Origin of the sequence: Luteitalea pratensis (genome assembly GCF_001618865.1) — a bacterium.
In the GTDB taxonomy this organism is placed as follows: domain Bacteria; phylum Acidobacteriota; class Vicinamibacteria; order Vicinamibacterales; family Vicinamibacteraceae; genus Luteitalea; species Luteitalea pratensis.
In genome coordinates, this window is the sequence record NZ_CP015136.1 from 6394045 (window position 1) to 6415435 (window position 21391).

Annotated in this window: 17 protein-coding genes; 7 read left to right on the forward strand and 10 right to left on the reverse strand. The window is 67.7% G+C overall.

Features of this window, described 5'->3' with window-relative positions; genetic code table 11:
- The first annotated feature begins 139 nt into the window (after window positions 1-139).
- From LuPra_RS26960 to LuPra_RS26970, 3 genes are all read left to right on the forward strand, one after another.
- The gene (locus tag LuPra_RS26960; protein ID WP_110173631.1) at window positions 140-733 is read left to right on the forward strand and encodes a GTP-binding protein; all 594 of its coding nucleotides are present in this window, start codon (window positions 140-142) and stop codon (window positions 731-733) included.
- Window positions 628-2274: a transcription termination factor Rho gene (gene rho / locus LuPra_RS26965; protein WP_418001392.1), complete on the forward strand. Its 1647-nt coding sequence runs from the start codon at window positions 628-630 to the stop codon at window positions 2272-2274. Before LuPra_RS26960 ends, rho begins: the two co-directional genes overlap by 106 nt.
- Window positions 2275-2616: 342 nt before the next feature.
- Entirely contained in the window at window positions 2617-3582 is a 966-nt protein-coding gene (locus tag LuPra_RS26970) for an aldo/keto reductase (protein WP_110173632.1), read from the forward strand.
- 349 nt (window positions 3583-3931) lie between these two features.
- Here the strand turns inward: LuPra_RS26970 and LuPra_RS26980 are convergent, their stop codons facing one another.
- A complete protein-coding gene (locus LuPra_RS26980) occupies window positions 3932-4399 on the reverse strand; it encodes a PEP-CTERM sorting domain-containing protein (RefSeq protein ID WP_110173634.1) in 468 nt (155 codons plus the stop codon).
- 224 nt (window positions 4400-4623) lie between these two features.
- Here LuPra_RS26980 and rpmE point away from each other — a divergent pair, with 224 nt between their 5' ends.
- The gene (gene rpmE, locus LuPra_RS26985) at window positions 4624-4878 is read left to right on the forward strand and encodes a 50S ribosomal protein L31 (RefSeq protein ID WP_110173635.1); all 255 of its coding nucleotides are present in this window, start codon (window positions 4624-4626) and stop codon (window positions 4876-4878) included.
- Between the two features lie 137 nt (window positions 4879-5015).
- Here rpmE and LuPra_RS26990 read toward each other — a convergent pair whose 3' ends face one another.
- Both LuPra_RS26990 and LuPra_RS26995 read right to left on the reverse strand, forming a co-directional pair.
- A complete protein-coding gene (locus LuPra_RS26990) occupies window positions 5016-6386 on the reverse strand; it encodes a ribonuclease H-like domain-containing protein (RefSeq protein ID WP_110173636.1) in 1371 nt (456 codons plus the stop codon).
- Between the two features lie 2 nt (window positions 6387-6388).
- Window positions 6389-9073 (reverse strand): DEAD/DEAH box helicase, encoded by a 2685-nt coding sequence (locus tag LuPra_RS26995; protein WP_110173637.1) that lies wholly within the window; start codon window positions 9071-9073, stop codon window positions 6389-6391.
- A gap of 207 nt (window positions 9074-9280) precedes the next feature.
- Between LuPra_RS26995 and LuPra_RS27000 the strand changes: the two genes are divergently transcribed.
- Window positions 9281-11284, forward strand: coding sequence for a hypothetical protein (locus LuPra_RS27000; protein WP_157899737.1), 2004 nt, complete (start codon window positions 9281-9283; stop codon window positions 11282-11284).
- Here the strand turns inward: LuPra_RS27000 and LuPra_RS27005 are convergent.
- The 4 genes from LuPra_RS27005 to LuPra_RS27025 form a co-directional block, all read right to left on the reverse strand.
- Window positions 11281-12609 (reverse strand): alanine/glycine:cation symporter family protein, encoded by a 1329-nt coding sequence (locus LuPra_RS27005; RefSeq protein WP_110173639.1) that lies wholly within the window; start codon window positions 12607-12609, stop codon window positions 11281-11283. The two genes, LuPra_RS27000 and LuPra_RS27005, sit on opposite strands and share 4 nt — an antisense overlap.
- Window positions 12610-12926: 317 nt before the next feature.
- Window positions 12927-13706 carry an SDR family NAD(P)-dependent oxidoreductase gene (locus tag LuPra_RS27010; protein WP_110173640.1) on the reverse strand — a complete coding sequence of 260 codons (780 nt, stop codon included), beginning with the start codon at window positions 13704-13706 and terminating at the stop codon, window positions 12927-12929.
- 1 nt (window position 13707) lies between these two features.
- The gene (locus LuPra_RS27015; protein ID WP_157899738.1) at window positions 13708-14568 is read right to left on the reverse strand and encodes a DUF547 domain-containing protein; all 861 of its coding nucleotides are present in this window, start codon (window positions 14566-14568) and stop codon (window positions 13708-13710) included.
- Between the two features lie 201 nt (window positions 14569-14769).
- Complete coding sequence (locus tag LuPra_RS27025; RefSeq protein ID WP_110173643.1) at window positions 14770-15576, reverse strand: alpha/beta fold hydrolase; 807 nt, start codon at window positions 15574-15576, stop codon at window positions 14770-14772.
- A 32-nt stretch (window positions 15577-15608) separates the two neighbouring features.
- Here LuPra_RS27025 and LuPra_RS27030 point away from each other — a divergent pair, with 32 nt between their 5' ends.
- Window positions 15609-17402 carry a hypothetical protein gene (locus tag LuPra_RS27030; protein ID WP_157899739.1) on the forward strand — a complete coding sequence of 598 codons (1794 nt, stop codon included), beginning with the start codon at window positions 15609-15611 and terminating at the stop codon, window positions 17400-17402.
- Window positions 17403-17536: 134 nt separating this feature from the next.
- Here LuPra_RS27030 and LuPra_RS27035 read toward each other — a convergent pair whose 3' ends face one another.
- Window positions 17537-18775 carry a DUF2231 domain-containing protein gene (locus LuPra_RS27035; RefSeq protein ID WP_110173645.1) on the reverse strand — a complete coding sequence of 413 codons (1239 nt, stop codon included), beginning with the start codon at window positions 18773-18775 and terminating at the stop codon, window positions 17537-17539.
- Between the two features lie 146 nt (window positions 18776-18921).
- Here LuPra_RS27035 and LuPra_RS27040 point away from each other — a divergent pair, with 146 nt between their 5' ends.
- Window positions 18922-19869: a COX15/CtaA family protein gene (locus tag LuPra_RS27040; RefSeq protein WP_234800575.1), complete on the forward strand. Its 948-nt coding sequence runs from the start codon at window positions 18922-18924 to the stop codon at window positions 19867-19869.
- A gap of 12 nt (window positions 19870-19881) precedes the next feature.
- Here LuPra_RS27040 and LuPra_RS27045 read toward each other — a convergent pair whose 3' ends face one another.
- Together LuPra_RS27045 and ypfJ are read right to left on the reverse strand one after the other, a co-directional pair.
- The gene (locus tag LuPra_RS27045; RefSeq protein WP_110173646.1) at window positions 19882-20475 is read right to left on the reverse strand and encodes a hypothetical protein; all 594 of its coding nucleotides are present in this window, start codon (window positions 20473-20475) and stop codon (window positions 19882-19884) included.
- Window positions 20476-20516: 41 nt separating this feature from the next.
- Window positions 20517-21359, reverse strand: coding sequence for a KPN_02809 family neutral zinc metallopeptidase (gene ypfJ, locus LuPra_RS27050; protein WP_110173647.1), 843 nt, complete (start codon window positions 21357-21359; stop codon window positions 20517-20519).
- Window positions 21360-21391 lie beyond the last annotated feature (32 nt).

A 21391-nucleotide genomic window follows, 5' to 3' on the forward strand; every position in this document is an offset into this window, starting at 1 on the left:
GCGGCGCGATCCCCAGTGGTCGCGCCGCGACGCCGGCGTCCGTGCCCCACGGACGACAGGCCGGTCGTTCCCCCTCCCGTCACACGCCCGTGGTCGTCTCACCTTGAAAGCTCTCCCCGTCCGGTTCGTCCGCAGCGCCATGAGCGCCACGGACCTGCCGCGCGAGCCCGTGCCGCAGTTGGCCCTCGTGGGTCGCTCGAACGCGGGCAAGTCGACGCTGATCAACGCGATCACCGGGTCCCGCGTGGCCCGGACGAGCGCGGCGGCCGGCAAGACGCGGGAGTTGAACGTGTATGCGGTGGAGTATGGACACCGCGACCTGAAGCGCCTGTTCCTGGTCGACCTGCCGGGATACGGGTACGCGAGGGGCGGGGATGTCTCGGCCAACGAATTCGCCGGGCTCACCACCATGTACTTCGGCCGGCCTGCGCCGGGCACCGGGATTCCCGGCGACGACGCAGGATACGGCCCGACGGGCGCGCTGCTCATTGTCGACGCGCGTCATCCGGGGCTGGCCCAGGACCTCAACGCCTGGGCATGGCTCTCCACGCAGGACCTGGCGATCGGTGTCATCGTCGCCAAGATTGACAAGTTGTCGCGCACCGAACGAGTGCGCAATGTGCACGCATGGGAAACATCGCTGAACGCCCCGGTAACGCCAGTGTCGGCGCTCACCGGCGAAGGACTGGAAAACCTGTGGACCACAATCGTCCGCCTGCTGACGCACCCGTAGAGGCACCCCCGCCTATGGACGCCCCCACCCAGGCCCCCCCGCCTCAGGCTTCGCAGCCTGCCCCGCCCGCCCACGCCGGACCACGGCCCCAGCAGCAGCACCGCCAGTCACAGGGGCGCCAGCAGGAAGGTCGCCAGCACGGCAGGCAAGGTGGCGGCCGCGAGGGCCGCGAGAACCGTCGCAACGAGAACCGACACTCGCAGCCGCACCCGCCGGGGCATCGGCCCGCGCCCGAGGAGGACATCGAGGTGATCGAGGCCCGCATGGGCAAGTCCGACGCCGAGGTGGTGAACCTCTCCGCGCTCAAGGAAATGAGCGTGCAAGAGCTCACGCAGGTGGCCAAGGACCTCGACATCCCCGGCGCGACCGGGCTGCGCAAGCAGGATCTGATCTTCGAGATCCTCCGCGGCCGGGCCGAGAAGAGCGGGATGCTCTTCTCCGAGGGCGTGCTCGAGGTGCTGCCGGACGGCTTCGGCTTCCTGCGCGCGCCGGACTACAACTACCTGGCTGGCCCCGACGACGTGTACGTGTCGCCGTCTCAAATCCGCAAGTTCGACCTGCACACGGGCGACACGGTCAGCGGACAGATCCGCCCGCCGAAGGAAGGCGAACGCTACTTCGCGCTGATCAAGGTCGAGGCCGTCAACTTCGAGCCGCCCGAGCGTACGCGCGAGAAGATCTTCTTCGAGAACCTGACGCCGCTCTACCCGCAGGAGCGCATCACGCTCGAGACCAACGGCGACAACCTGTCGGCCCGCGTCCTCGACCTGATGACGCCGATCGGCAAGGGCCAGCGCGGCCTGATCGTCGCGCCGCCGCGCACCGGCAAGACGATGCTGCTGCAGAACATCGCCAACAGCGTCACCGCGAACCACCCCGAGGTGTACCTCATCGTGTTGCTCATCGACGAGCGCCCGGAAGAGGTCACAGACATGCAGCGTTCGGTCCGTGGCGAGGTGATCTCGTCGACGTTCGACGAGCCGGCACAGCGCCACGTGCAGGTCGCCGAGATGGTCATCGAGAAGGCCAAGCGCCTGGTCGAGCACAAGAAGGACGTGGTCATCCTGCTCGACTCGATCACGCGTCTCGCGCGCGCCTACAACACCGTGGTGCCGCCGTCGGGCAAGGTGCTCACGGGCGGCGTCGACTCCAACGCGCTGCAGCGCCCGAAGCGCTTCTTCGGCGCCGCGCGCAACATCGAGGAAGGCGGATCGCTGACGATCATCGCGACCGCGCTCATCGATACCGGGTCACGCATGGACGAAGTGATCTTCGAGGAGTTCAAGGGCACGGGCAACATGGAAATCCACCTCGATCGCAAGCTGACCGATCGTCGTGTCTTCCCCGCCATCGACATCACCAAGAGCGGCACGCGCAAGGAGGAACTCCTCATCCCGAAGGAGGACCTCAACCGCATCTGGGTGCTCCGCAAGGTCATCACTCCCCTCTCGGCCACCGAGGCGATGGAACTCCTGCTCGGCAAGATGGGCAAGACCAAGTCGAACAGCGAATTCCTGGGCGCAATGTCAGGCGGCAAATAATGCCTCATGCCTCATGCCTCATGCCTCATGCCTCATGCCTCGATGCGTGAGGTAGGAGGCTTGGGGTAAGCAGGCATCAGGCATCGGGCATCAGGCATGACAAGGGCCGCTCGGAGACATCCGGACGGCCCTTTGATTTTCGGCGACGTTAGGCCCTTCTTCGCTGGAGAGGGCCTTCAGGCTGACACCGTCACTCTGCTGCAACGCCGCCTGGCGATGCGCGACGGCTCCGCCGGCGACTGTAGCCGCCGACCTTGAGGTCGGCGGTCGCCCGCATCCGGACGACGCGTCCCGATCCGCGATCCCCGATCCCCGATGCCGCATGTGATCTAGGATCCCCTCATGCAAACGCGGCGCTTCGGGCGACTCGGCTGGCAGGTTTCGGAAGTCGGCTACGGCATGTGGGGCATGGGCGGCTGGAGCGGCAGCGATGACGCGCAGTCACTCGCCTCGCTCGACCAGGCTGTCGCGGCCGGCGTCAACTTCTACGACACGGCGTGGGCGTACGGCGACGGTCACAGCGAACAACTGCTGGCGCAGACGCTGCGTGCGCACGACGGCCGCAAGCTGTACGTGGCGACGAAGGTGCCGCCGAAGAACCGCAAGTGGCCCGGCACCGCAGAGACGCCGGTCTCCGACGTCTTCCCGTACGAGTACATCGTCGAGATGACCGAGAAGAGCCTGCAGAATCTCGGCGTGGAACGGCTCGACCTGCAGCAGCTGCACGTGTGGGACGACACGTGGGCCGCTGACGAGGGCTGGCAGCGCGCGGCGGAGGACCTCAAGGCACAGGGCAAGATCGAGGGCTTCGGCATCAGCGTCAACCGCTGGCAGCCGGCCAATGTGCTCCAGGCGCTCGAGAGCGGCAAGGTGGATGCGGTGCAGGTCGTCTACAACGTGTTCGACCAGAACCCGGAGGACGAACTCTTCCCCGCCGCACGCCGCCTCGACGTCGCGATCATCGCGCGCGTGCCGTTTGACGAAGGCAGCCTCACGGGCAAGATGACCCGCGACATGACCTTCCCCAAGAACGACTGGCGCAGCCTGTACTTCACGCCCGACAGCCTGCGCGAGACGCTCGACCGGGTCGACGCCCTGCAGCAGGACGTGCCGGCCGGGATGACCCTGGCCGAACTCGCGCTGCGGTTCATCCTCGAGCATCCCGTGGTCTCGACGGCGATCCCGGGCATGCGCAAGGCATCGCACGTGGCGGAGAACACGTCGGTCTCCGACGGGCGACGCCTGGGAGAGGGCCTGATGGCCGAACTGCGCAACCACCGGTGGGACCGGACGCACGTCATTCCGTAAGAAACCGGGTACCGGGTACCGGGTACCGGGTACCGGGTACCGGGTACCGGGCACCGGGTACCGGGCTCCGGGTACCGGGCTCCGGGCATCGGGCATCGGGCACGGGTATTGGGCATCGGGTATTGGGCTCCGGGCACTGTAAGGGGCTTGAAGGTAGCCGGCTGACAACGTCAGTTCGAAGGCCGAAGGCCGACGGCCCAGGAAGGCCGCTCGGTCAAACCGATGGCCGAGGCACGAGGGCCGTACAAACTAACAACGGCCAAGGTGTTGTCCGGGAGGATCCAACACCTTGGCCGTCTTTCGCGGACGAACGCGCGGGGGCACGTTGCGTCCCGATCCGGCGACGAGTTCAGCGCGTGTAATAGGCGCGGACGCGACGCGAGAGCCCCAGCAACCCCAGGCCGACGAGCACCAACGCGCCGGGCTCCGGGATCGACGGCGCCGCCTCGGACACGTCGGCGGGCAGTTCCTCGTGGAAGTCCTGCGTCATGCCGGCGGGCAGTTCCTCGAAGAACAGCGAGGTGCGTAACCGAAGGTTGACCTGCTCGTCCTCGGGACCCTGGGCGTCGGGAGGCGTCATCGGGTCTTCGAAGAACGTCACCGGCGCCACGGGACGACGCACGTTGGCGAAGTCACCTCCATAGGCGGAAAAAGCCGCAAAGTCGAGCGGCGTCCATTCGAACGACTCGAACGGCGCCGACGATGCCGAGTACAACGGCCCGTACGGCGAATACGACCCGATGACGACCGTGTCCGCCCGAAGGGGCATTCCGGCGAAAACGGTCAGGGTCAACGCGAAGAATGCGTGTCGAAACATGAAGGCTCCGGGGTGCCCGGCGACAGAACCGTCGGTCGACGCACAGGAATGTGATCGTCGGACCGGTGTCCTGCGTCACCAATTCACGGATTTCCGTGCAATAGCCTACGACGGGCACGTCCTGTCCTCATCAATAAGCAAGTTTCAGGCCCGGCCGCGGTGTTGGGCCCGATGAGGCAGGTGTGGTAATCTTTGGGTTTGGCCGCTGACCAAGGAGCCATTCAATGAAGCCAGCAATCCATCCCGAGTACCACGAGGTCGAGGCCCGGTGCGCCTGTGGCGCCACCTGGAAGGCACACTCGACGAAGAAGGAACTGCACCTTGAGATCTGCAGCAACTGCCACCCGTTCTTCACGGGCCGTCAGAAGCTGGTGGACACCGAGGGCCGTGTGCAGCGTTTCACCCGCAAGTTCGGTGCGACGACGGTGGCAGCCCGCAAGGCTGCGGCCGACAAGTCGAAGAAGGGCGCGTCCGCCTAAGCGCGGCGCGTCGCTGTCCGCATCGCGGCCCGTGCACCCGCCTTCGCCAAGGCTTTCGGCGGGCACGCACACTGCGAAGGCGCGACAGCCTCCTCCTGGTAGGGCCGGCTCTACGACCCGGCCGCATACGCCGGTCGTCAGTCAGTCCACAGCGCCGGCCGCACGGCGCCGCGCGCGAGTTTCCGCTCGAGCCTGGCCAGGCGACGGCTGAACTGCTCCCGCTCTCCCCGCCCGATCGCCTGCTCCGCTCCCGCGACGGCATGTCGTCGCGCCTCTTCCAGTTGTCCAACGCGGTGTTCGTGATGGATAGCCAGCGCTTCCCGTGCCTCGCGGAGCAGTTGCGGTCGCCCACCGAGTTGGAGGACCAGCCGCCAGGCCGCCGCCGCTTCCTCGAACCGTCGTTGCCGCCGCAGCAAGCGCGCCAGTGAGCGCGCCGCCGCTCGCCTGAGATCGCGCGTCTGCCAGTGATCCTCGGCAGCCGACCTGTAGCACTTCAACGCCGGCTCGACCCAGCCGCCGCGGTCGTAGATCACCCCGAGGCCGAACGCCGTGGACCCGCCCGGCGGGACTTCCCGACCTTCGCAGACCAGCCGCTGTGCGTGTGCCGTCAGCGCCGCAAGCGATAACAGGTCGAGCCTGTTGTGCAACAGGACCGGTTCGAGCAATGCGGCATTGCCACCGCGCACGAACTGGAAGTAACGGGCAGGGATCTCGAACCCACCGACATCCCCGACGCGGCCGACGCCGAGCACCGACTCCTCGAGGTGCGTCAGCCTGCACGACCGATCGCCTTCCTCCGACATGCGCCACAGCCGCCGCGCCGCGTGCAGCATGTCGAGGTGCGGCAGCGAGCACACCACCTGCGGCACGCGCTGCATCTCGCCACGCACTTCCATCACCGGCACGTCGAATGTCCGGCCGTTGTACGTCACCAAAACCGCATCGTCGCCGAGATAGGCATTGAGCGCGTGCAGGAGGGCGCGCTCGGCGGCAAAGGACGGCAACAGGAACTGCGTGGTGCGGAACCCGTCCGCTGTCCACTCGCCCACGCCGGCAAGGAAGGCCACCATGCCGGCGCCGCCGCTCAGGCCGGTCGTTTCGAGGTCGAAGTACACCAACCGCGTCGGCCCCAGGGGCAGCGCATCGGGAGCCGCGGCGCCGCGCAGGCAACGTCCGGCGAGCAGGTCGAGCGTGTCGTCGAGACGGACGGCGCCGCATTCGTGAACGCGCACCCGCCCATGACTGCGATCGCCCTCGAACAGGTGGTCGACGACAACGCATGGTCCGTGCGCGGTGGTCTCCATGCGTGCCCCCGCGAGCCCGACACCAGGCCCGTCCGGCCGCGCAATCCGTGGATCGATGGGCAGCCCATCGTCGTCCACCGGCTCGTAGCTCAACTCGCGGCGGAACGACTTGCTGACCTCGCCTGGGGTCGCGTTACCGGCGTCAGTCGCCGGACCGGACCCGCGGGCGATCTCGCGCAGACGGGACAGCGACGACGAGGCCACGGCTAGAAGGGCACCTCGTCACCCGGTGCGGCGGAGGCGGCCTGCAGGCGCGACAGCAGATCGAGGGCCACGTGCTTGGCTCGTGGCCCGATGTCGCCGACCGGACCCACGCACGAGGGACAGCCGATCGCGCATGGACAACTCGCGATCAGCTGCTGCGTCTGCGCCAGCAGCGGCGTGTGCATGCCGAACAGGGGGGCGCTGAAGCCGATGCCGCCGGGGTAGTTGTCGTAGAGGTATACGTGCGCGTCTGCGTCGCCGGTCGCGGGCGCGGTCGGACGGCCGCCCACGGAGGCCTCGCCAGTGCCGGTGTCGATCGAGACGCCGAGGTCGCGCCGGTCGCACATCAACAGCAACTGCGCGATCGAGAGCATCGCGTGCGCAAGGCCACTCACGCCGTCACGCCGGTCGTCGGGCGCATACGGCACGTCGAGCAGTACGGCGCGCGGCACGGTGAGCCAGTACGCCGTCGTGTGCATCTGCTGTTCGGGCAGATCGAGGTCACCCGAGCCGACGTTCTCGTTGGTGTAGAAGCGAATTTTCTTGAAGCCGACGACGCGCGACACGACATGGACGTCGCCGTGCGATCGCGCAGAGCGATTGGGCTGCGGCACGAAGGGCCCGGAGTCGTCCTGGGCAGGTAGGGCCCGTTCTCCGAACGCGGCCATCTGCGTAACGTCGACATCGGCGTCGGCCCGGCTGGGCAAACCGGCCCTGTCCGCGTTGTTAACGGCCGGGCTCTGAGAGCCGGCCCTACCATCGTCGTCCGCGGCCCTGCCATCGTCGGTAAGTTCGCGGTTCACGGTTCCCGGTACCCGGTACCCGTCACCGATCTCGCCGAGGCTCGTCTCGGCCACGTCCAGCACGTTCACCTTGGTGTACGTGATTGCATCCGTGTAGTAGTCGCACTCGACGCTGCGCACGTACGCCTTGCGTCCCTCGATGTCGAGCCGCTCGACCTGGAACAGCGCCCCTTCGAGGATGTAGATGGCCTTCTCGTGCAGCGTCGAGAGCGCGCTCGTGTAGTCGGTCTCGCCGATCACGCGCGAGCCCTCGGTGACATCGACGATCACGTAGTTGTCAGACGTGACGGCGCGCAAACTGACCGCATCGGCCGGATAGGACTCGTGCGTCCAGTTCCACTGGCCATCGGCCGCGTGGACGAACCCTTCCTCACCGAGCACCTGCAGCACCTCGTCGGTGCTCACGGGTGTCCTGCCGAAGCGCTCGCCCTCCTGGAACGGCAGTTCGAAGGCCGCGCACTTCACGTGATTCAGCAACACGTGCAGGTTCTCGGGATTGATCAGCGCGTGCTCGGGCGACGCATCGAAGAAGTACGTCGGGTGGCGGACGATGAACTGATCGAGGGGAGCGCTCGAGGCGACGAGCACCGCCGCCGATCGGCCGGAGCGGCGGCCCGCACGTCCCGCCCGCTGCCACGTGGAGGCAATCGTGCCCGGGTAGCCCGCCATCACGCAGACGTCGAGCGCGCCGATGTCGATGCCCAGTTCGAGTGCGTTGGTCGAGACCACGGCGCGCACGTCGCCTTCACGCAGCCCACGCTCGATCTCGCGCCGCCGCAACGGCAGGTACCCGCCGCGATAGCCGCGCACCGCCTCGGTCGCCCCCGGCGGCCCGGGAAAGGCGTCCTTCAGGTATGTCGTCAGGATCTCGGTCGCGAGCCGGCTCTGCGCGAACACGATCAGCTGCAGGTTCCGGCGCAGGAACTCGAGGGCGACGCGCCGCGCTTCCGAGAGGTACGAACGGCGGATCCCCAGCGCCTGGTTGACGACCGGCGGGTTCAACAGCACGAAGAACTTCTCGCCCCTCGGGGCACCACTCTCGACGACGTGTTCGAACGGCTGCTCGGTGAGTCGCTCGGCCAGCGCCTTCGGATTGGCGATCGTGGCCGACGTGCAGATGAACGTCGGATTCGACCCGTAGTGCCGGCAAATGCGCTGCAACCGCCGCAGGACGTTGGCCAGGTGGCTGCCGAACACGCCGCGGTACGCATGCAGTTCGTCGATGACGACGTAGCGGAGGTTCTCGAACAGGCGTGCCCACCGCGGATGGTGCGGCAGGACGCCGGCATGCAGCATGTCGGGGTTGCTGAGCACGACGTTGGCGCGCGCCCTGATCGCGCGTCGTGCGTCGGCCGGCGTGTCGCCGTCGTAGGTGAACACGCCGATTTCGCGTTGCGCGGCCGCGCCGACGATCTGGGCCAGTCCCTGCAATTCCGCCAACTGGTCCTGGGCGAGGGCCTTGGTCGGGAACAGGTACAGGGCGCGCGCACCCGGCTCCCGCAGCACGGTGCTGAGGACGGCGCCGTTGTAGCACAGCGTCTTGCCAGATGCTGTCGGCGTGACGACGACAACGTGCCGGCCCGCCAGGGCATGGCCGATCGCCTCGGCCTGGTGCGTGTAGGGCTGGTCGATGCCGCGCGTAGCGAGCGCGTCGATCAGGCGGGCGTCGACATCGGGAGGCCAGGGCGCGTATCGCGCCGCCTGGGCGGGGATGTGACGGACCGCGGTGACGACCTTGTCGCCGCTGACCTGTATGTGAGTGCCTGGCGAGAGGTCGGGCCCTGGCAGCGCCGAGACCGCTCGGGCGTCAGGCGCGAGGTGCCCGAGCGCGTCCTGCAGCGCCTGATCCTTGTTCCCGGAGAGGCGCGCCAGCGTGCCGGACATGTGCCTCGATGCTACGCCGGTGCCGGAGGGCGATCAAGAGACGAAACTGCGGACGACGCGTGCCGGGATCGGGAATCGGGAGTCGGGAGTCGGGCATCGGGCATCGGGATGCGGCGGATGAGAGCTATCAAAAGTAAAGATCGTAAAACGTTGTTAAGAATGTAAGGAATGACGTGCTAGTATCCTTGCCGCTTCGCCCATCCGACCGTGCCCTCTCGTCGTATAACCCTGCTGTGGTTCGGGCTGTTCTGTGCCTTGGCCGTGGCATTCTCGTGGCCGCTGCCCCTGCATCTCTCGACGCACCTCACTGGGGCGCCGTCGGGTGACACAGGCGTGTACGTGTGGAACCTCTGGGTTTTCCGGCACGAGGTGCTTCAGCACCATGTGCCGCTCCATACAGGGACCGTCCTGTCGCTGGCGCCACGGGTCGACCTCACGCTTCACAACTACACGTTGTTCATGGACGCGCTCGCGTTCCCGCTGATCGGGCCGCTCGGCCTGTTGCGCACCTTCAACCTCGTGTACCTCGCGATGATGGCGCTCACCGCGTGGTGCACCGCGCGCCTCGCGCACCGGCTGTGCGGACGCAACTGGGAATCCTGGCTCGCGGGCGTGGCCTTCGCCTTCTCGCCCGTGCTGATGGCCCGAAGCACCGCCCATTTCTCGCTCGTGGCGGCGGCTCCCTTGCCGGTGATGCTGCTGATCATGGTGAACGGCGAGGGCAAGGGCCGCGCGCGTGATGCCATGGCCCTCGGGGCGACGCTCGCATGGGCGGCCTTCTGCGATATCTACTACGCCGTTTACGGCGCCCTGCTCATTTCCGCCTGGGTATTCGCCAGTGCAATCGCGTTGTCGCGCCGAGAAGCGCCTGTGCGGTCGGCCTTCGTGCGCCGCCTCACACGCGGCCTGGTGATCATCGCCGCGACGTTCGTGGCCATCGTGGCCGTGCAGGGCGGCCTGATCCAGTTCGCCGGCCTGCGGATCAGCATGCGATCCCTGTATACGCCGATGCTGGTGCTGACGGTGCTGGTGATCGCGCACCTGATGGTCGTCTGGCCGCCAACCGTCCAATGGCGCTATCGCTTCAGGCCTTCACACCCGAGGCTCGCGATGGTCATGGCGCTGACGGCAGCCGTCCTGTTGTCGCCAGTGCTCGTCGCGTATGGCGGACGCCTCGCTGCCGGACAGATGACCGGGCCGGACATCTACTGGCGGAGCAGCCCGCCTGGCGTGGACCTGCTGGCGTTCGTCATGCCCAATCCCAACTCGCCGTGGTTTGGCAGCGCGTGGAAAGCCTGGATCGAATCGCAACGCGTGGACGGGTTCGCCGAACTGACGGCGGCCCTGCCGCTGGTAGTCCTCGCGGTGATCGCGGTGGCATGGTACTGGGCGGGATGGCGGCCGCAACGCCGGCGCTGGCTGTGGATGCCGGTCACGTTTGCCGCGATCGCCCTTGGCCCATTCGTGCACGTGGCGGGCATCAATACCTACATCCCGGGACCGTGGGCGCTGCTCCGCTACGTGCCCATCGTCGGACTTGCCCGCTCGCCGTCGCGGTTCGTCGTCCTCGTCTCGCTCGGTGTCGCCCTGCTGTTCGCCATGGCCCTGGTCGCGATCGGCGAACGCTGGCCGCATCGGCGGCGGATCGTGCTCGCAGCCGTGACGGCGCTCCTGCTCCTCGAACTGTCGCCGGTCCCAAGGCAGCTCTACGCGGGCACCATTCCCGCGCCATTCCATCGCATCGCCGAGGATCCGCGTTCCGACGTGCGCGTGCTGCAGCTGCCCATCGGCGTGCGGGATGGCACGTCCTCGCTCGGCAACTTCAACCCTCTGACTCAGTATCAGCAGACCGTTCACGGCAAGCGGCTGGTCGGCGGCTACCTGTCCCGGGTCACGCTCGCACAGAAGCGGTCCTTGCTGCGGTATCCCGTCCTCGACGCGCTCGTGACACTGAGCGCACAGGGTGCCTCGGTGCCGCTCGCGGACGCTCAACGCCGGCGCGCGTACGCATCGCGGGATCGGTTCCTGCTCAACACGCGCGTCGCCTACGTCGTCACCGACGATCAGGACACCTCGCCCGAACTGCGAGCGTTCGCCGAGGACCTGCTGCGGCTCGAGAAGGTGATGACGTCGGACGGTTACACCTTGTACATGCCACACGCCGACCGGGCGGCGGTCGAGCAGGCGTTCATGTCGGCGCCGCTCCGCTAGTGCGGCGCGTCGGTCGATTGGCCGCGCGCCACCCGCGCCGCGAATCCCGACAGGCCGATCACGCCGACGAGGTTCGGGAAGATCTGCAGCGCGTTCATCAGGTCGCCCCAGGCCCACACCACTTCCACTCGTCCAATCGCGCCAAGCGGAATCAGCAGGCAGTAGATCCACCGGTACCAGTGCGCCACCGGCCGGCCGAGGAGGTACTCGAAGAACTGCTCGCCGTAGAACGCCCAGCCGATCAGCGTCGTGTAGCCGAACAGGAATGCGCACAGGGCGACGATGTAGCCGCCCACTCCCGGCATCGCTGCATTGAAGGCCGACGCCACGGCCGCCGAACTCGTGAGTCCCGACTGCCACGCGCCGGTGAGGAGGATCGTCATCGCGCTGATGGTCGAGGTGACGAACGAGACGATCGCCACCTCCATCACCGCTTGCAGCCCCTGCTGCTCCGGGTGCCGGCTGCGCGCGGTGCCATAGGCCACCGACGCCGTGCCGTAGCCCGCTTCGTTGGCGTACATGCCACGGGCCAGTCCATACCGCATGGCCACGACCATGCCGAGTGCGCCACCGGCCGTCGCCCGCAACGAGAAGGCCTCGCGGAAGACGAGTGAGAGGACGGACGGGATGTTGCCCGCAAACGCGATGATGACGACGAGGCCGCCACCGAGGTACAGCGCGACCTTCAGCGGCGCGAGCTTCTCGGCGGCCCTACCGATCTTGCCGATGCCGCCGACGATCACCAACCAGACCAGGACGGCGATCGCGATGCCCGACAGCCACGTCGGCAGACCGAGCTGGCTGTGGAGGACGACGGCAATCGAGTTGGGCTGCGTGAACGGCGTGGTGGTGATGGCCGCCACGCCGGCGACGAGCGCGTACGTGGACGCAAGCCACGGCTGCTTCAGGCCATCGCGTAGCGCATACATCGGTCCCGACCGGATGGTCGCGCCGCTCGCCTCGCGCCATGTCACACCCAGCACGGCCTCGGTGAACTTGATCGTCGTGGCGACGAAGCCGTACGCCCAGATCCAGAACAGCGCCCCAGGCCCACCGGAGACGATGGCCGTGGCCACACCCGCGATGTTGCCGGTGCCGATCGTGCCCGACAGCGCGGTCATGAAGGCCTGGAACGGCGTCAGCACGCCGGCCGTGCCGCTCTCGGCGCCCGACAACATCGCGCGGAACGCGGCACCGATCCGCCGCACCTGCACGAATCGATAGCGGATGGTCAGGAACAGGCCGGTGCCGAACAGCAGCAACAGCAACCACGGAACGAACAGCGCATCGGCGGCACGCTGCACGAGATCGGCAAGAGTCGTCATCAAGAGCTACAGCCTAGCCGATGCCGCTGGCAGATGCGCCGGGGCGGTCCTGTCCGAGTGCTGAATGAAAGGGGCACAACCCCTCGTACGTCGGGCCCGCCTTGCGCAGCGGGTCGGCGTGCGTCGACCTGAAGGTCGACGCCTACGTGTCCTGTGTCGGTGCCCGTCGAGCAAGCTCGACGGCTACACGCCGGACTCTCCGAACCCGATCCGGGTTTTTTGATTCCCGGTGCCCGATTCCGTTTCCCGGTTCCCGATCCGCTATCCGCGAACCCCGAGTCCCGAGTCCCGAGTCCCGAGTCCCGAGTCTCGAGTCTCTAAATATTGCTTCGGCTCTGGCAGCCGTCCACGGTAATGCACGCACCGCTGATCCAGCTCGCCCGCGACGAGGCCAGAAACGCCACGACGTCACCGACCTCGTCGGCGCGACCGAATCGCCCGAACGGCAACTCGCGCGCGAGAAACTTCGCGATGCCGTCGGGATCGGCCTGCTGCCGCTGGTGCCAGGATCCTCCCTCGAACAGGATGGACCCGGGTGCGATCGAGTTGACGCGTATCCCGGACGGCGCCAGTTGTTGCGCGAGTGCCTTGCCCAGGCTGATCTCGGCGGCCTTGACGGCGTTGTAGGTCATACGGCCGCCCGACTCGCGGCCCCAGATCGAGGCGATCAGCAGGATCACACCACCGCCGGCCCGCTGCATGTGCGGCACCACCAGGCGCGAGGCTCGAATCGCCGGGAACAGTGTCTGATCGAACGCCTGCTGCCACACATCGTCGGGCGTATCCATGAGGCCGCCGCCCTTGCCCAGCCCGACGTTGTTGACGAGCACGTCCACGCCGCCCAAGCGCGAGACCGTCTCGTCGACGAGCCGCTTCAGGTCGCCTTCGCTGGAGACGTCGGCCGTCACCGCGAGCACATCGTTGGGCCGCCCGCCGCGTGCGCCGAGTGCCTGCGCCGCCTGCGCGAGTGTGGCGGGTGTCCTGCCGCAGATCGCCACCCGGGCGCCCTCGGCCACGAGCGCATGCGCGGCCGCCAGGCCGAGCCCCTTGCTGCCACCGGTGACGATGGCGACCTTCCCTGCCAGTCCGAGGTCCATGTCAGCGCGGTCCGCCGTCGGTGAGATCGTTGAGGCGCCAGTCGTAGCTCGAGTAGCTGACCGCGAAGGTGTTGCGGCGGAGGCCGCGACCCTCGCTCGGGAGCACGTGAGGCAGCACCATCTGCAGGACGGCGAGCTCGATCGGGCTGCGCTTGGCGAAGGTGTCCGGATCACCCTTCCACACCCGGGTGAACTCGGCCTCGCGCCATCCAAAGACTGGCGAGATCTCGATGCGATCCGCGTCGGGATCGTAGCGGAAGCACTCGTTGCGCTGGACGCATTCGGCCGCGACCACCGACAGTTGCTGTTCGAGGCGCCCTGCCGTGAAGGCTTCGCTGCGCAGACGCCCGCCGCCGAGCGAGCCGCGTCCGAGCGCGAAGTACATGCGCGGATCGTCGAACGTGGGCAGCACCTGCTTCTCGATGGCTTCGAGCGAAATCAAGCGGCCGCCGATGCGATGGGTTCGCGTGAACGCCCCGGCGACGTGCTGGATGCTGTTCGAGGGGTATTGCGACGACGTGCCCTTGATGGGGTACGCGTTGATCACGGTGCGCAGCACGATCGCGTTGTAGGCATTGAGCCAGAACGCGGCCTGCTCGGGTTTCGACCAGCGCTCGAACGATGCCGCCGGCACGTCGAGGTTGCTGGCGTACGCATCGAGCCGCCCGCGCTCGCTGCGCAGCGCGCGGTAGTACACGAGGCCTTCGCGCACGTAAGTGTCGAGGACGAGGTCGAGGGCAGCGTGCATGCCGACGTCCGTAGGCGTCGCCGACTGTTGGGCGGACAACTCTTCGGCATGCGGCCAGAGCAGGATTCCGCCGGCCAGGACGAGGGCGGCGGGGCGAAACACACGGTGGAACATGGCGCGGGTCACTGTATCACTCGTCAGGGAATGCGAACGGATTGGAAGAGATCGGATCAGGAAACGGGTACCGGGTACCGGGTACCGGGTATCGGGTATCGGGTATCGGGTATCGGGTATCGGGTATCGGGTATCGGGTATCGGGTATCGGGTATCGGGTATCGGGTACCGGGAAGGATCGTCCATGTCCCACACCTGCGTTTACGAGGCGAGACCGTGCAACCAGTGAGCGAGTGCAGACGAGAAGGCGTCGGGCTGTTCGACGTTCGACAGGTGTCCCGCGTGTTGCACCTGGATCAGCGTGGCCCCCTCGATGCCATCGGCGATCACGCGCGACAGTGCGGGCGGCGTGAGCGTGTCTTCCTCGCCGACGATGACGAGCGCCGGGCAGTCGATGTTCGGCAGCGTGGCACGGCTGTCGGGACGGGTGCGCAGCGCTTCCAGCGCGTCGATGACGGCGTCGGCTTCGGTTTCAAGCGCCCAGCGGCGCACCTCGACCGAGAGGTGCGGATTGGCCATGTGGGTGGTGGCGCCAAGCAGTCCGGGCAGCATGGCGTTGAGGACGGCGCCGGTGCCCTCGCGGGCCGCGACATCCTGCATGGCCACGCGGCGCGCCCGTGCATCCTCGGCATCCGCCTCGGCGCGGGTGTCGGCAAACACCAGCCCACGGATCACGGTCGGTCGACGACGCCAGCACTCGAACGCGATGTAACCGCCCATCGACAGCCCCACCAGCACCGCGGGACCAGCACCTAACGCCTGCACCAGGGCGATCACGTCTTCGGCATGGTCGCGCACGTGGCGGGCCGGGTTCGCGACACGCGGTGATTTTCCGAAGCCGCGCAAATCGGGAGCGACGCCGCGCCAGCCGGGCGGCAGTGCCTCGAGTTGCGGCGTCCACATGCGCGCGTTGAGCGGAAACGCGTGCAGGAAAACGATGGGCGTGCCCTCGCCCTGCTCCGTGATCGAAAGCGTCGTCGGGCCGAGGCTCAGATCGCGCGTGACCATGGCGTCATTATCTTCCCTGTATCATGCTCGGCGTGAGCCGGCACGCTTGGGCTTTCTGCCTCGTGGCCTGGCTCGGAGTGGCGCTCTGGCAGGCCAATCCGGTTCGCGTCGGCGATGGCCACGAACACGTGGCGGTCGCGCTCGCGCTGGCGCGGGGGCACGGTCCCGCCTTTGCGCCCGACCAGATTCCGTCCCTCGAAGCCGAACTCCGGGCCCTCGGTCCGACGTTCGCCAACGCGACGCTTGCCCATCCCGACCTGGTCGGTCGCGACGGGCGGCAGGATCTTCCCCATTTCTGGCTGTATCCGCTGCTGGCCGCGCCTGGCGTCAAGGTCGCGCTCCTGCTGGGCGTTTCGCCGCTGTGGGGCTTCGTCGGTTTGCACGCGGTGCTGCTCGGAGCCCTCTGCGCCCTCGTGCTCGCACGGCCGGCCCCGATCTGGACGTCGTTGCTGCTGTTGAGCCCACTCGTCTGGTGGATCGACAAGCCATCGCCCGACATGTTGCTCGTGAGCTGCCTGGCCGGAGCGATGCTGCTGTGGACGACGCGTCCGACGGTGTCGCTGATCCTGCTGGGCGTGGGGGCCAGCCAGAACCCTGGCCTCGTGCTGGTCGCCGCGCTGTTCGCGGCGTGGGGCTCGATCGAACGGCCCGCGCGCCTGATGTGCCGCCGCTGGCAGACCGGCGTGTTCGGCGCCGCCCTGCTCATCGCGCTGCCTCCCGCCTACTATCTCTGGCGCCTTGGCATTCCCTCGCCACTGACTGCAGCGACGATCACACGTTGGCCGGGTCTCTTCGACGCGCTCTTCCCGTTCAGTGATGTCTCGGTAGGCCTGGTGGTCAGGTATCCGCCGTTCGTCGTGGCGGTGGTCGTTGCAGCCGCGTGGCTGGCGTGGCGAGAGCTCTCGAGGCTGCGCGAGCCATTCATCGCCACGACTGGGCTGGCCGCGCTGGCGCTGCTGTGGGTCGTGGGGCAGCCTGTCAGCCAGAATCACGGCGGCAGCCCGGACCTCAGCAGATATGCGCTCTGGTTGATGCCGCTCGCACTGCCGTTGCTGCAGCAGGCCGGCACGAGCACGAGCCGCGTGATGCAGCACGTCGGCCTCGCGCTCGCGGCGCTGTCGGCGGCCTGGACGCTGGTGGCGTTCCCGCCGTCGCGGCCCGAAGGCCACCTGCAGTCGACGCCGTTCGCGCATTGGCTGTGGACCCGCCATCCGATGTGGAACGACCCGCGCCCCGAGGTCTTCGCCGAGCGCGAGTCACACGCCGAGCCGGCCGTGGTCCCCACGGCGACGCCGGGGTGCCAGAAGGTGCTGCTGTACGAAGGCCAGTGGCCGGTGCACTGCCTGCCCCAGGACACCCCACCGGACGAGTGCTTCGATACGCAACGCTTCTGTTACGCGAACCGCACCGCCACGGGCGCGGGCTACCTGTTCATGGTGGAACCGCTGCGGCCAGGCGTTCCGGTCGTGCAGGCCGAGAAGACCTGGACGCGGGCCACGCCAGCCGTGGCGACGATGCGACAGTTGGTGCGGGGACTGGCGATTGGCGAACCCGAGGATGCGATGGTGTCGCTGAGAGGCCTGTGGAATGTCGCATGGCTCCAGCAATGGAACGGCCAGCGACGAGCCGTGTTCTACGTGCGCAACACCCGCCCCGACGCGCGCATCGGGGTCCGCGTCAGGCACCGGGTGCTGGCGCGCGTGATCGACCTCAACCGGGCGGTGGAGATCGCGACCTACCCGATCGAGCCGGACACGCGGCACCCGGCATCGATTCCGCTCCCGGACGCCGCAGCCGATCTCGCCATCACGTTCGAACCACGGTGAGCCTATCGGAATGCCGGGAATGCCGAGAATGCCGGAAATGTCGAGTTCCGTGACTCGGCAAGGCCAATCCCGAATCCCAATCCCGATGCGTCGGCCTGAAGGTCGACGCCTACAGGACAGGCTTAAGCGGCGCCTTACTGCGAACTGGCCGCCGGGTAGTTCGCACCCGCGGCGATCCATCGGCGCAGGGTGTCGATCTGCTTCTCGGTGAGCGGGTCCTTGTCGAGCGGCATCTGGTCGTCGCCGTCGAGACCGAGCACGCGCCGCATCATCAGGCTGTTCTCCGGGTCGCCCGGCTTCACGAGCGGGCCGCTCTTGCCGCCCTTCTGCAGCCCCTCGATCGAATCCATCCGCAGTCGGGCCTTGACCTTCTCGGGGCCATGGCACTCGACACAGGTGTGCTTGAGGATGGGCATGACGTCACGGGTGAAGTCCACGGCATCGGTGGCCTGTGTGGCCGTCGCCGTAGGAGCCGCGGATTCGGGCACCGCCGGAGCCTCGTGGCTGGCGACTGCGGCCGCCGTGTGGCGCGGCGCCCTGGCCGCGCGGCCAGTCGACGGCGAGGCCGGCGTCGCAGGGACAGCCGGCGTGGCAACTGGCGCTGAGGCTGGCGCCGGCGCAGAGGCGGACGGCCTGGCAGGCACCGCCAGCGGCGCGTCGGGGGCCGTCGCTGGAACGGCAGCCGCCCGCTGGTTCCAGGGAAGCACACCCGTCAGGTAGTCATCTCCGTACACGAGTCCGGCCCCAAGGTGCCCAGTCGCGCTCACGACGGCCCCTGTGGCCAGCACGAGGACGACGTACACCACCACGGTGCGGACCTGGCGCGCGCGCCGCGCCATCTGCCCCGTTGCCAACGCCGACACCGCCGCGATCATCGAAATCCAGCCCATCACCTGATGCCTTTCCAGCGCCACCGCCGCCTCGCCGGTCACCGATTGGTTCGCGGCATTCAAGGTGCCCAGGCACACCGCGACCAAGGCACCCGCTACTCCAAATGCCAGACAGTATGTCCCAGCTTCGGACGGCACCGGCTTGCGTCGGACGATGTGCAGCAACTCGACGAGCGCGGTGACGCTCAGCAGCGCGATCGGGAAATGCACCACCAGTGGGTGAAGACGGCCAAGCAGAATCCAGCCCCACCACGGTCGGGCACGCGTTGACCGAGGCGCTTCGACCCTTGCCTGGTGCGGCGCCGACGCGCGCAGGACGGGCTGCTCGAGGGCGGGCGATTGACGAGTGCGTGCCATCTGGATCAGCTGTAAAGGCTGGGTCGCCTGTAGAGGACGGCTTTCGGCGGGGATGGCGGCGGCCAGGGCGGCCACTACGAGCAAACAGATCAGGCTGATACGAGCACCGGGTGCGCGAACGGTCATGGGTCCTCGAAGTCCACGGCGGCGGGCAGCGTACCGAGTCTTGTGGTGGTGTTGAGACGAACAAGCCTAACAGGTGGACGGGCAGACTGTGCTGCCGGCGCCTTGGTCTGGCGCCGGAGGGGGCGCTGGTTGATACGATCGGGCTCGTGCTCACAATCGCCCGGTCCGCCTGGCTGGTGCTCGTCTACAACCTCGGCGTCATCGCCTGGGGCGCCTACGTGCGCGCCACAGGCTCGGGAGCTGGCTGCGGCGCCCATTGGCCCCTCTGTGACGGGCGGATCATCCCGCGCAGCCTCGGTGTCGCCACCCTGATCGAGTACTCGCACCGGATCACCAGCGGTCTCGCCCTGCTGTCGGTGCTCGCGCTGCTGTGGTGGGTGCGCAAGTCCACGCCCCAGGGTCATCCGGCCCGCCTCGGCGCGCTGATGACCGTGGTGTTCATGCTCACCGAGGCGGCCGTCGGCGCCGGTCTGGTGCTGTTCGAACTGGTCGCCGACAACGCGAGCATGGCCCGTGCCCTCTTCATGGCCGTGCACCTGACCAACACGTTCGTCCTCATCGCGTGGCTGGCGTTGACGGCATGGTGGCTCTCGGGTGGCGAGGCGATGACACCCGCCGCGACGCCGGGCCGCACGGCTGCCCTGTTCGGCTTGCTCGGGGCCGTGATCGTTGTCGGCGTGAGCGGCGCCATTGCGGCCCTGGGCGACACGCTGTTCCCGTCGAAGACACTTGCCGAGGCGCTTGCTGCAGATCTCTCGCCGACATCGCACATGCTCCTGCGACTGCGGATGCTGCATCCCGCGCTCGCGATCGGCACGGCCGGCTTGCTCGCGGTCGCCGCCCCCCTGATGGCACGTCGCGACGGCACGCCGCTGGCCGCGCAACTGGCGCGCGGCGTGGCCGCGCTCGCGATGACTCAACTGCTGGCTGGCCTGATCAATGTGCTGTTGCTGGCGCCAGTGTGGATACAGTTGCTACATCTGCTGCTCGCAGACACGCTGTGGATCACGCTCGTGCTGCTTGGCGCGGTGCTGCTGCGGCGCTCGGCGCGGCGGGTACCGGCGCGCGAGGTCGCCGTCGCGCATCGCGTCTGACCTAGTTCGCCGTTACTCGGGTGCTCCCTTCTTTTGCAACTGCACGTTGGTCAGCATGACCGGCTGGTCGCCGAGATTCTCGAGCACGATCGAGCCCTGGGGCATGTCCAGCGTGATGTTCGAGTACGCCGACGCGAGGCCTCGGCCCTGCCCCGTCTTGTCGATCTGCAATTGCAGCACCGTGAACGGATAGTCAGTGGACCGGGGACGATCGGCAGCTTCGAAGAAGGGCATCCCGTGATCGCTGGCGATGATGACGTGGCGGTCGCCATTCGCGCCGCGCAACTCCGCGGCGTAGCGAAGGTCGAACCCCTGGTCGCCTGGCGCCGCGAGACGACCAATCGACGGCGCCTGCTGGAGCGCTTCCTGGAGCGCGGCGGGGCCGCGCTCCGCGAACGCGTCCATGAACCGGTTCTTCTCCACCGTCGTCGAGAAGCGGTTGATCACGACCTCCACCGGGCCGAGTTCGCCCGACGGGCCGGTCGCGGTGGCGGTGAAGCGCACCATCTGGATGGCGGCGGGTCGAGCCATCGTCAACGCGAGTCCTGCGATACAGGCGACCAATGCGCCCGTGATGCGGCGCTGTTTACTGCGAGCGATGAACATGAAGCCTCCCGTACTCCGCGAATCCAAAGCAACAGCTTACGTCAGCTCCCTGCCTTGAACGTGTCGCAAGACTTGATGTCGCCGGTCTCCAGGCCCCGCCGCAGCCACTCGCCGCGCTGCGCCGCGGATCCGTGCGTGAAACTCTCCGGACGTACACGGCCGGACGACTGCCGCTGCAACGCATCGTCGCCGATCGCGGACGCCGCGCGCAGGCCTTCTTCGGCATCTCCAGGTTCGAGGATGTCCCGCTGCGCGGTCGAGTGGCCCCAGACGCCCGCGAAGCAATCGGCCTGCAGTTCCATGAGCACGGACAGCTGGTTGGCCTGGCGCGGCGATTGTTGCTGGAGGGCGCGGACCTGGCGCTCGATACCCAGCAGATTCTGGACGTGGTGACCGACTTCGTGCGCGATCACGTACGCCTGGGCGAAGTCGCCTGGAGCGCCAAAGCGGCGATCGAGTTGATCGAAGAACTCGAGATCGAGGTAGACCTTGCGATCACCCGGACAGTAGAACGGCCCCATCGCGCTTTCGCCCATGCCGCATGCCGAGGGCGTTGCGCCGCGGAACAGCACCAACCTGGGTTCCTGGTATCTCCCTCCAAGCAGGTTCGCCCACGTCAGCTCGAGGTCGCGGAGCATGAACCGGAGCTCCTTGACCTTGGCTTCCTCCTGCGGTGTCGTCTCCAACGGCGGCGCCTGGCCGGTTGTCTGAGGCGCCTCCGCCTGCTGTTGCAGGACCGGCGATACCAGGTCGCGGCCGAAGATCAGGCTGAGCACGAAGAGGATGACGACGCCCCCAAGGCCGATCGTGGAACGGCCTCCCATACCCGCGCCACGCCGATCCTCGACGTTCTGACTTTGCTCACCACCAGGGTTCCAGCGCAAGGTCCGACTCCTTCTCTCGATGAGGTACCCGT

What these genes read in the sequence shown, in the direction of transcription:
- LuPra_RS26960 (WP_110173631.1), top strand. Translation starts at nt 140, where the DNA reads ATGAGCGCCACGGACCTGCCGCGCGAGCCCGTGCCGCAGTTGGCCCTC.
- rho (WP_418001392.1), top strand. Translation starts at nt 628, where the DNA reads ATGGGAAACATCGCTGAACGCCCCGGTAACGCCAGTGTCGGCGCTCAC.
- LuPra_RS26970 (WP_110173632.1), top strand. Translation starts at nt 2,617, where the DNA reads ATGCAAACGCGGCGCTTCGGGCGACTCGGCTGGCAGGTTTCGGAAGTC.
- LuPra_RS26980 (WP_110173634.1), bottom strand. Translation starts at nt 4,399, where the DNA reads ATGTTTCGACACGCATTCTTCGCGTTGACCCTGACCGTTTTCGCCGGA.
- rpmE (WP_110173635.1), top strand. Translation starts at nt 4,624, where the DNA reads ATGAAGCCAGCAATCCATCCCGAGTACCACGAGGTCGAGGCCCGGTGC.
- LuPra_RS26995 (WP_110173637.1), bottom strand. Translation starts at nt 9,073, where the DNA reads ATGTCCGGCACGCTGGCGCGCCTCTCCGGGAACAAGGATCAGGCGCTG.
- LuPra_RS27005 (WP_110173639.1), bottom strand. Translation starts at nt 12,609, where the DNA reads ATGACGACTCTTGCCGATCTCGTGCAGCGTGCCGCCGATGCGCTGTTC.
- LuPra_RS27010 (WP_110173640.1), bottom strand. Translation starts at nt 13,706, where the DNA reads ATGGACCTCGGACTGGCAGGGAAGGTCGCCATCGTCACCGGTGGCAGC.
- LuPra_RS27015 (WP_157899738.1), bottom strand. Translation starts at nt 14,568, where the DNA reads ATGTTCCACCGTGTGTTTCGCCCCGCCGCCCTCGTCCTGGCCGGCGGA.
- LuPra_RS27025 (WP_110173643.1), bottom strand. Translation starts at nt 15,576, where the DNA reads ATGGTCACGCGCGATCTGAGCCTCGGCCCGACGACGCTTTCGATCACG.
- LuPra_RS27035 (WP_110173645.1), bottom strand. Translation starts at nt 18,775, where the DNA reads ATGACCGTTCGCGCACCCGGTGCTCGTATCAGCCTGATCTGTTTGCTC.
- LuPra_RS27045 (WP_110173646.1), bottom strand. Translation starts at nt 20,475, where the DNA reads ATGTTCATCGCTCGCAGTAAACAGCGCCGCATCACGGGCGCATTGGTC.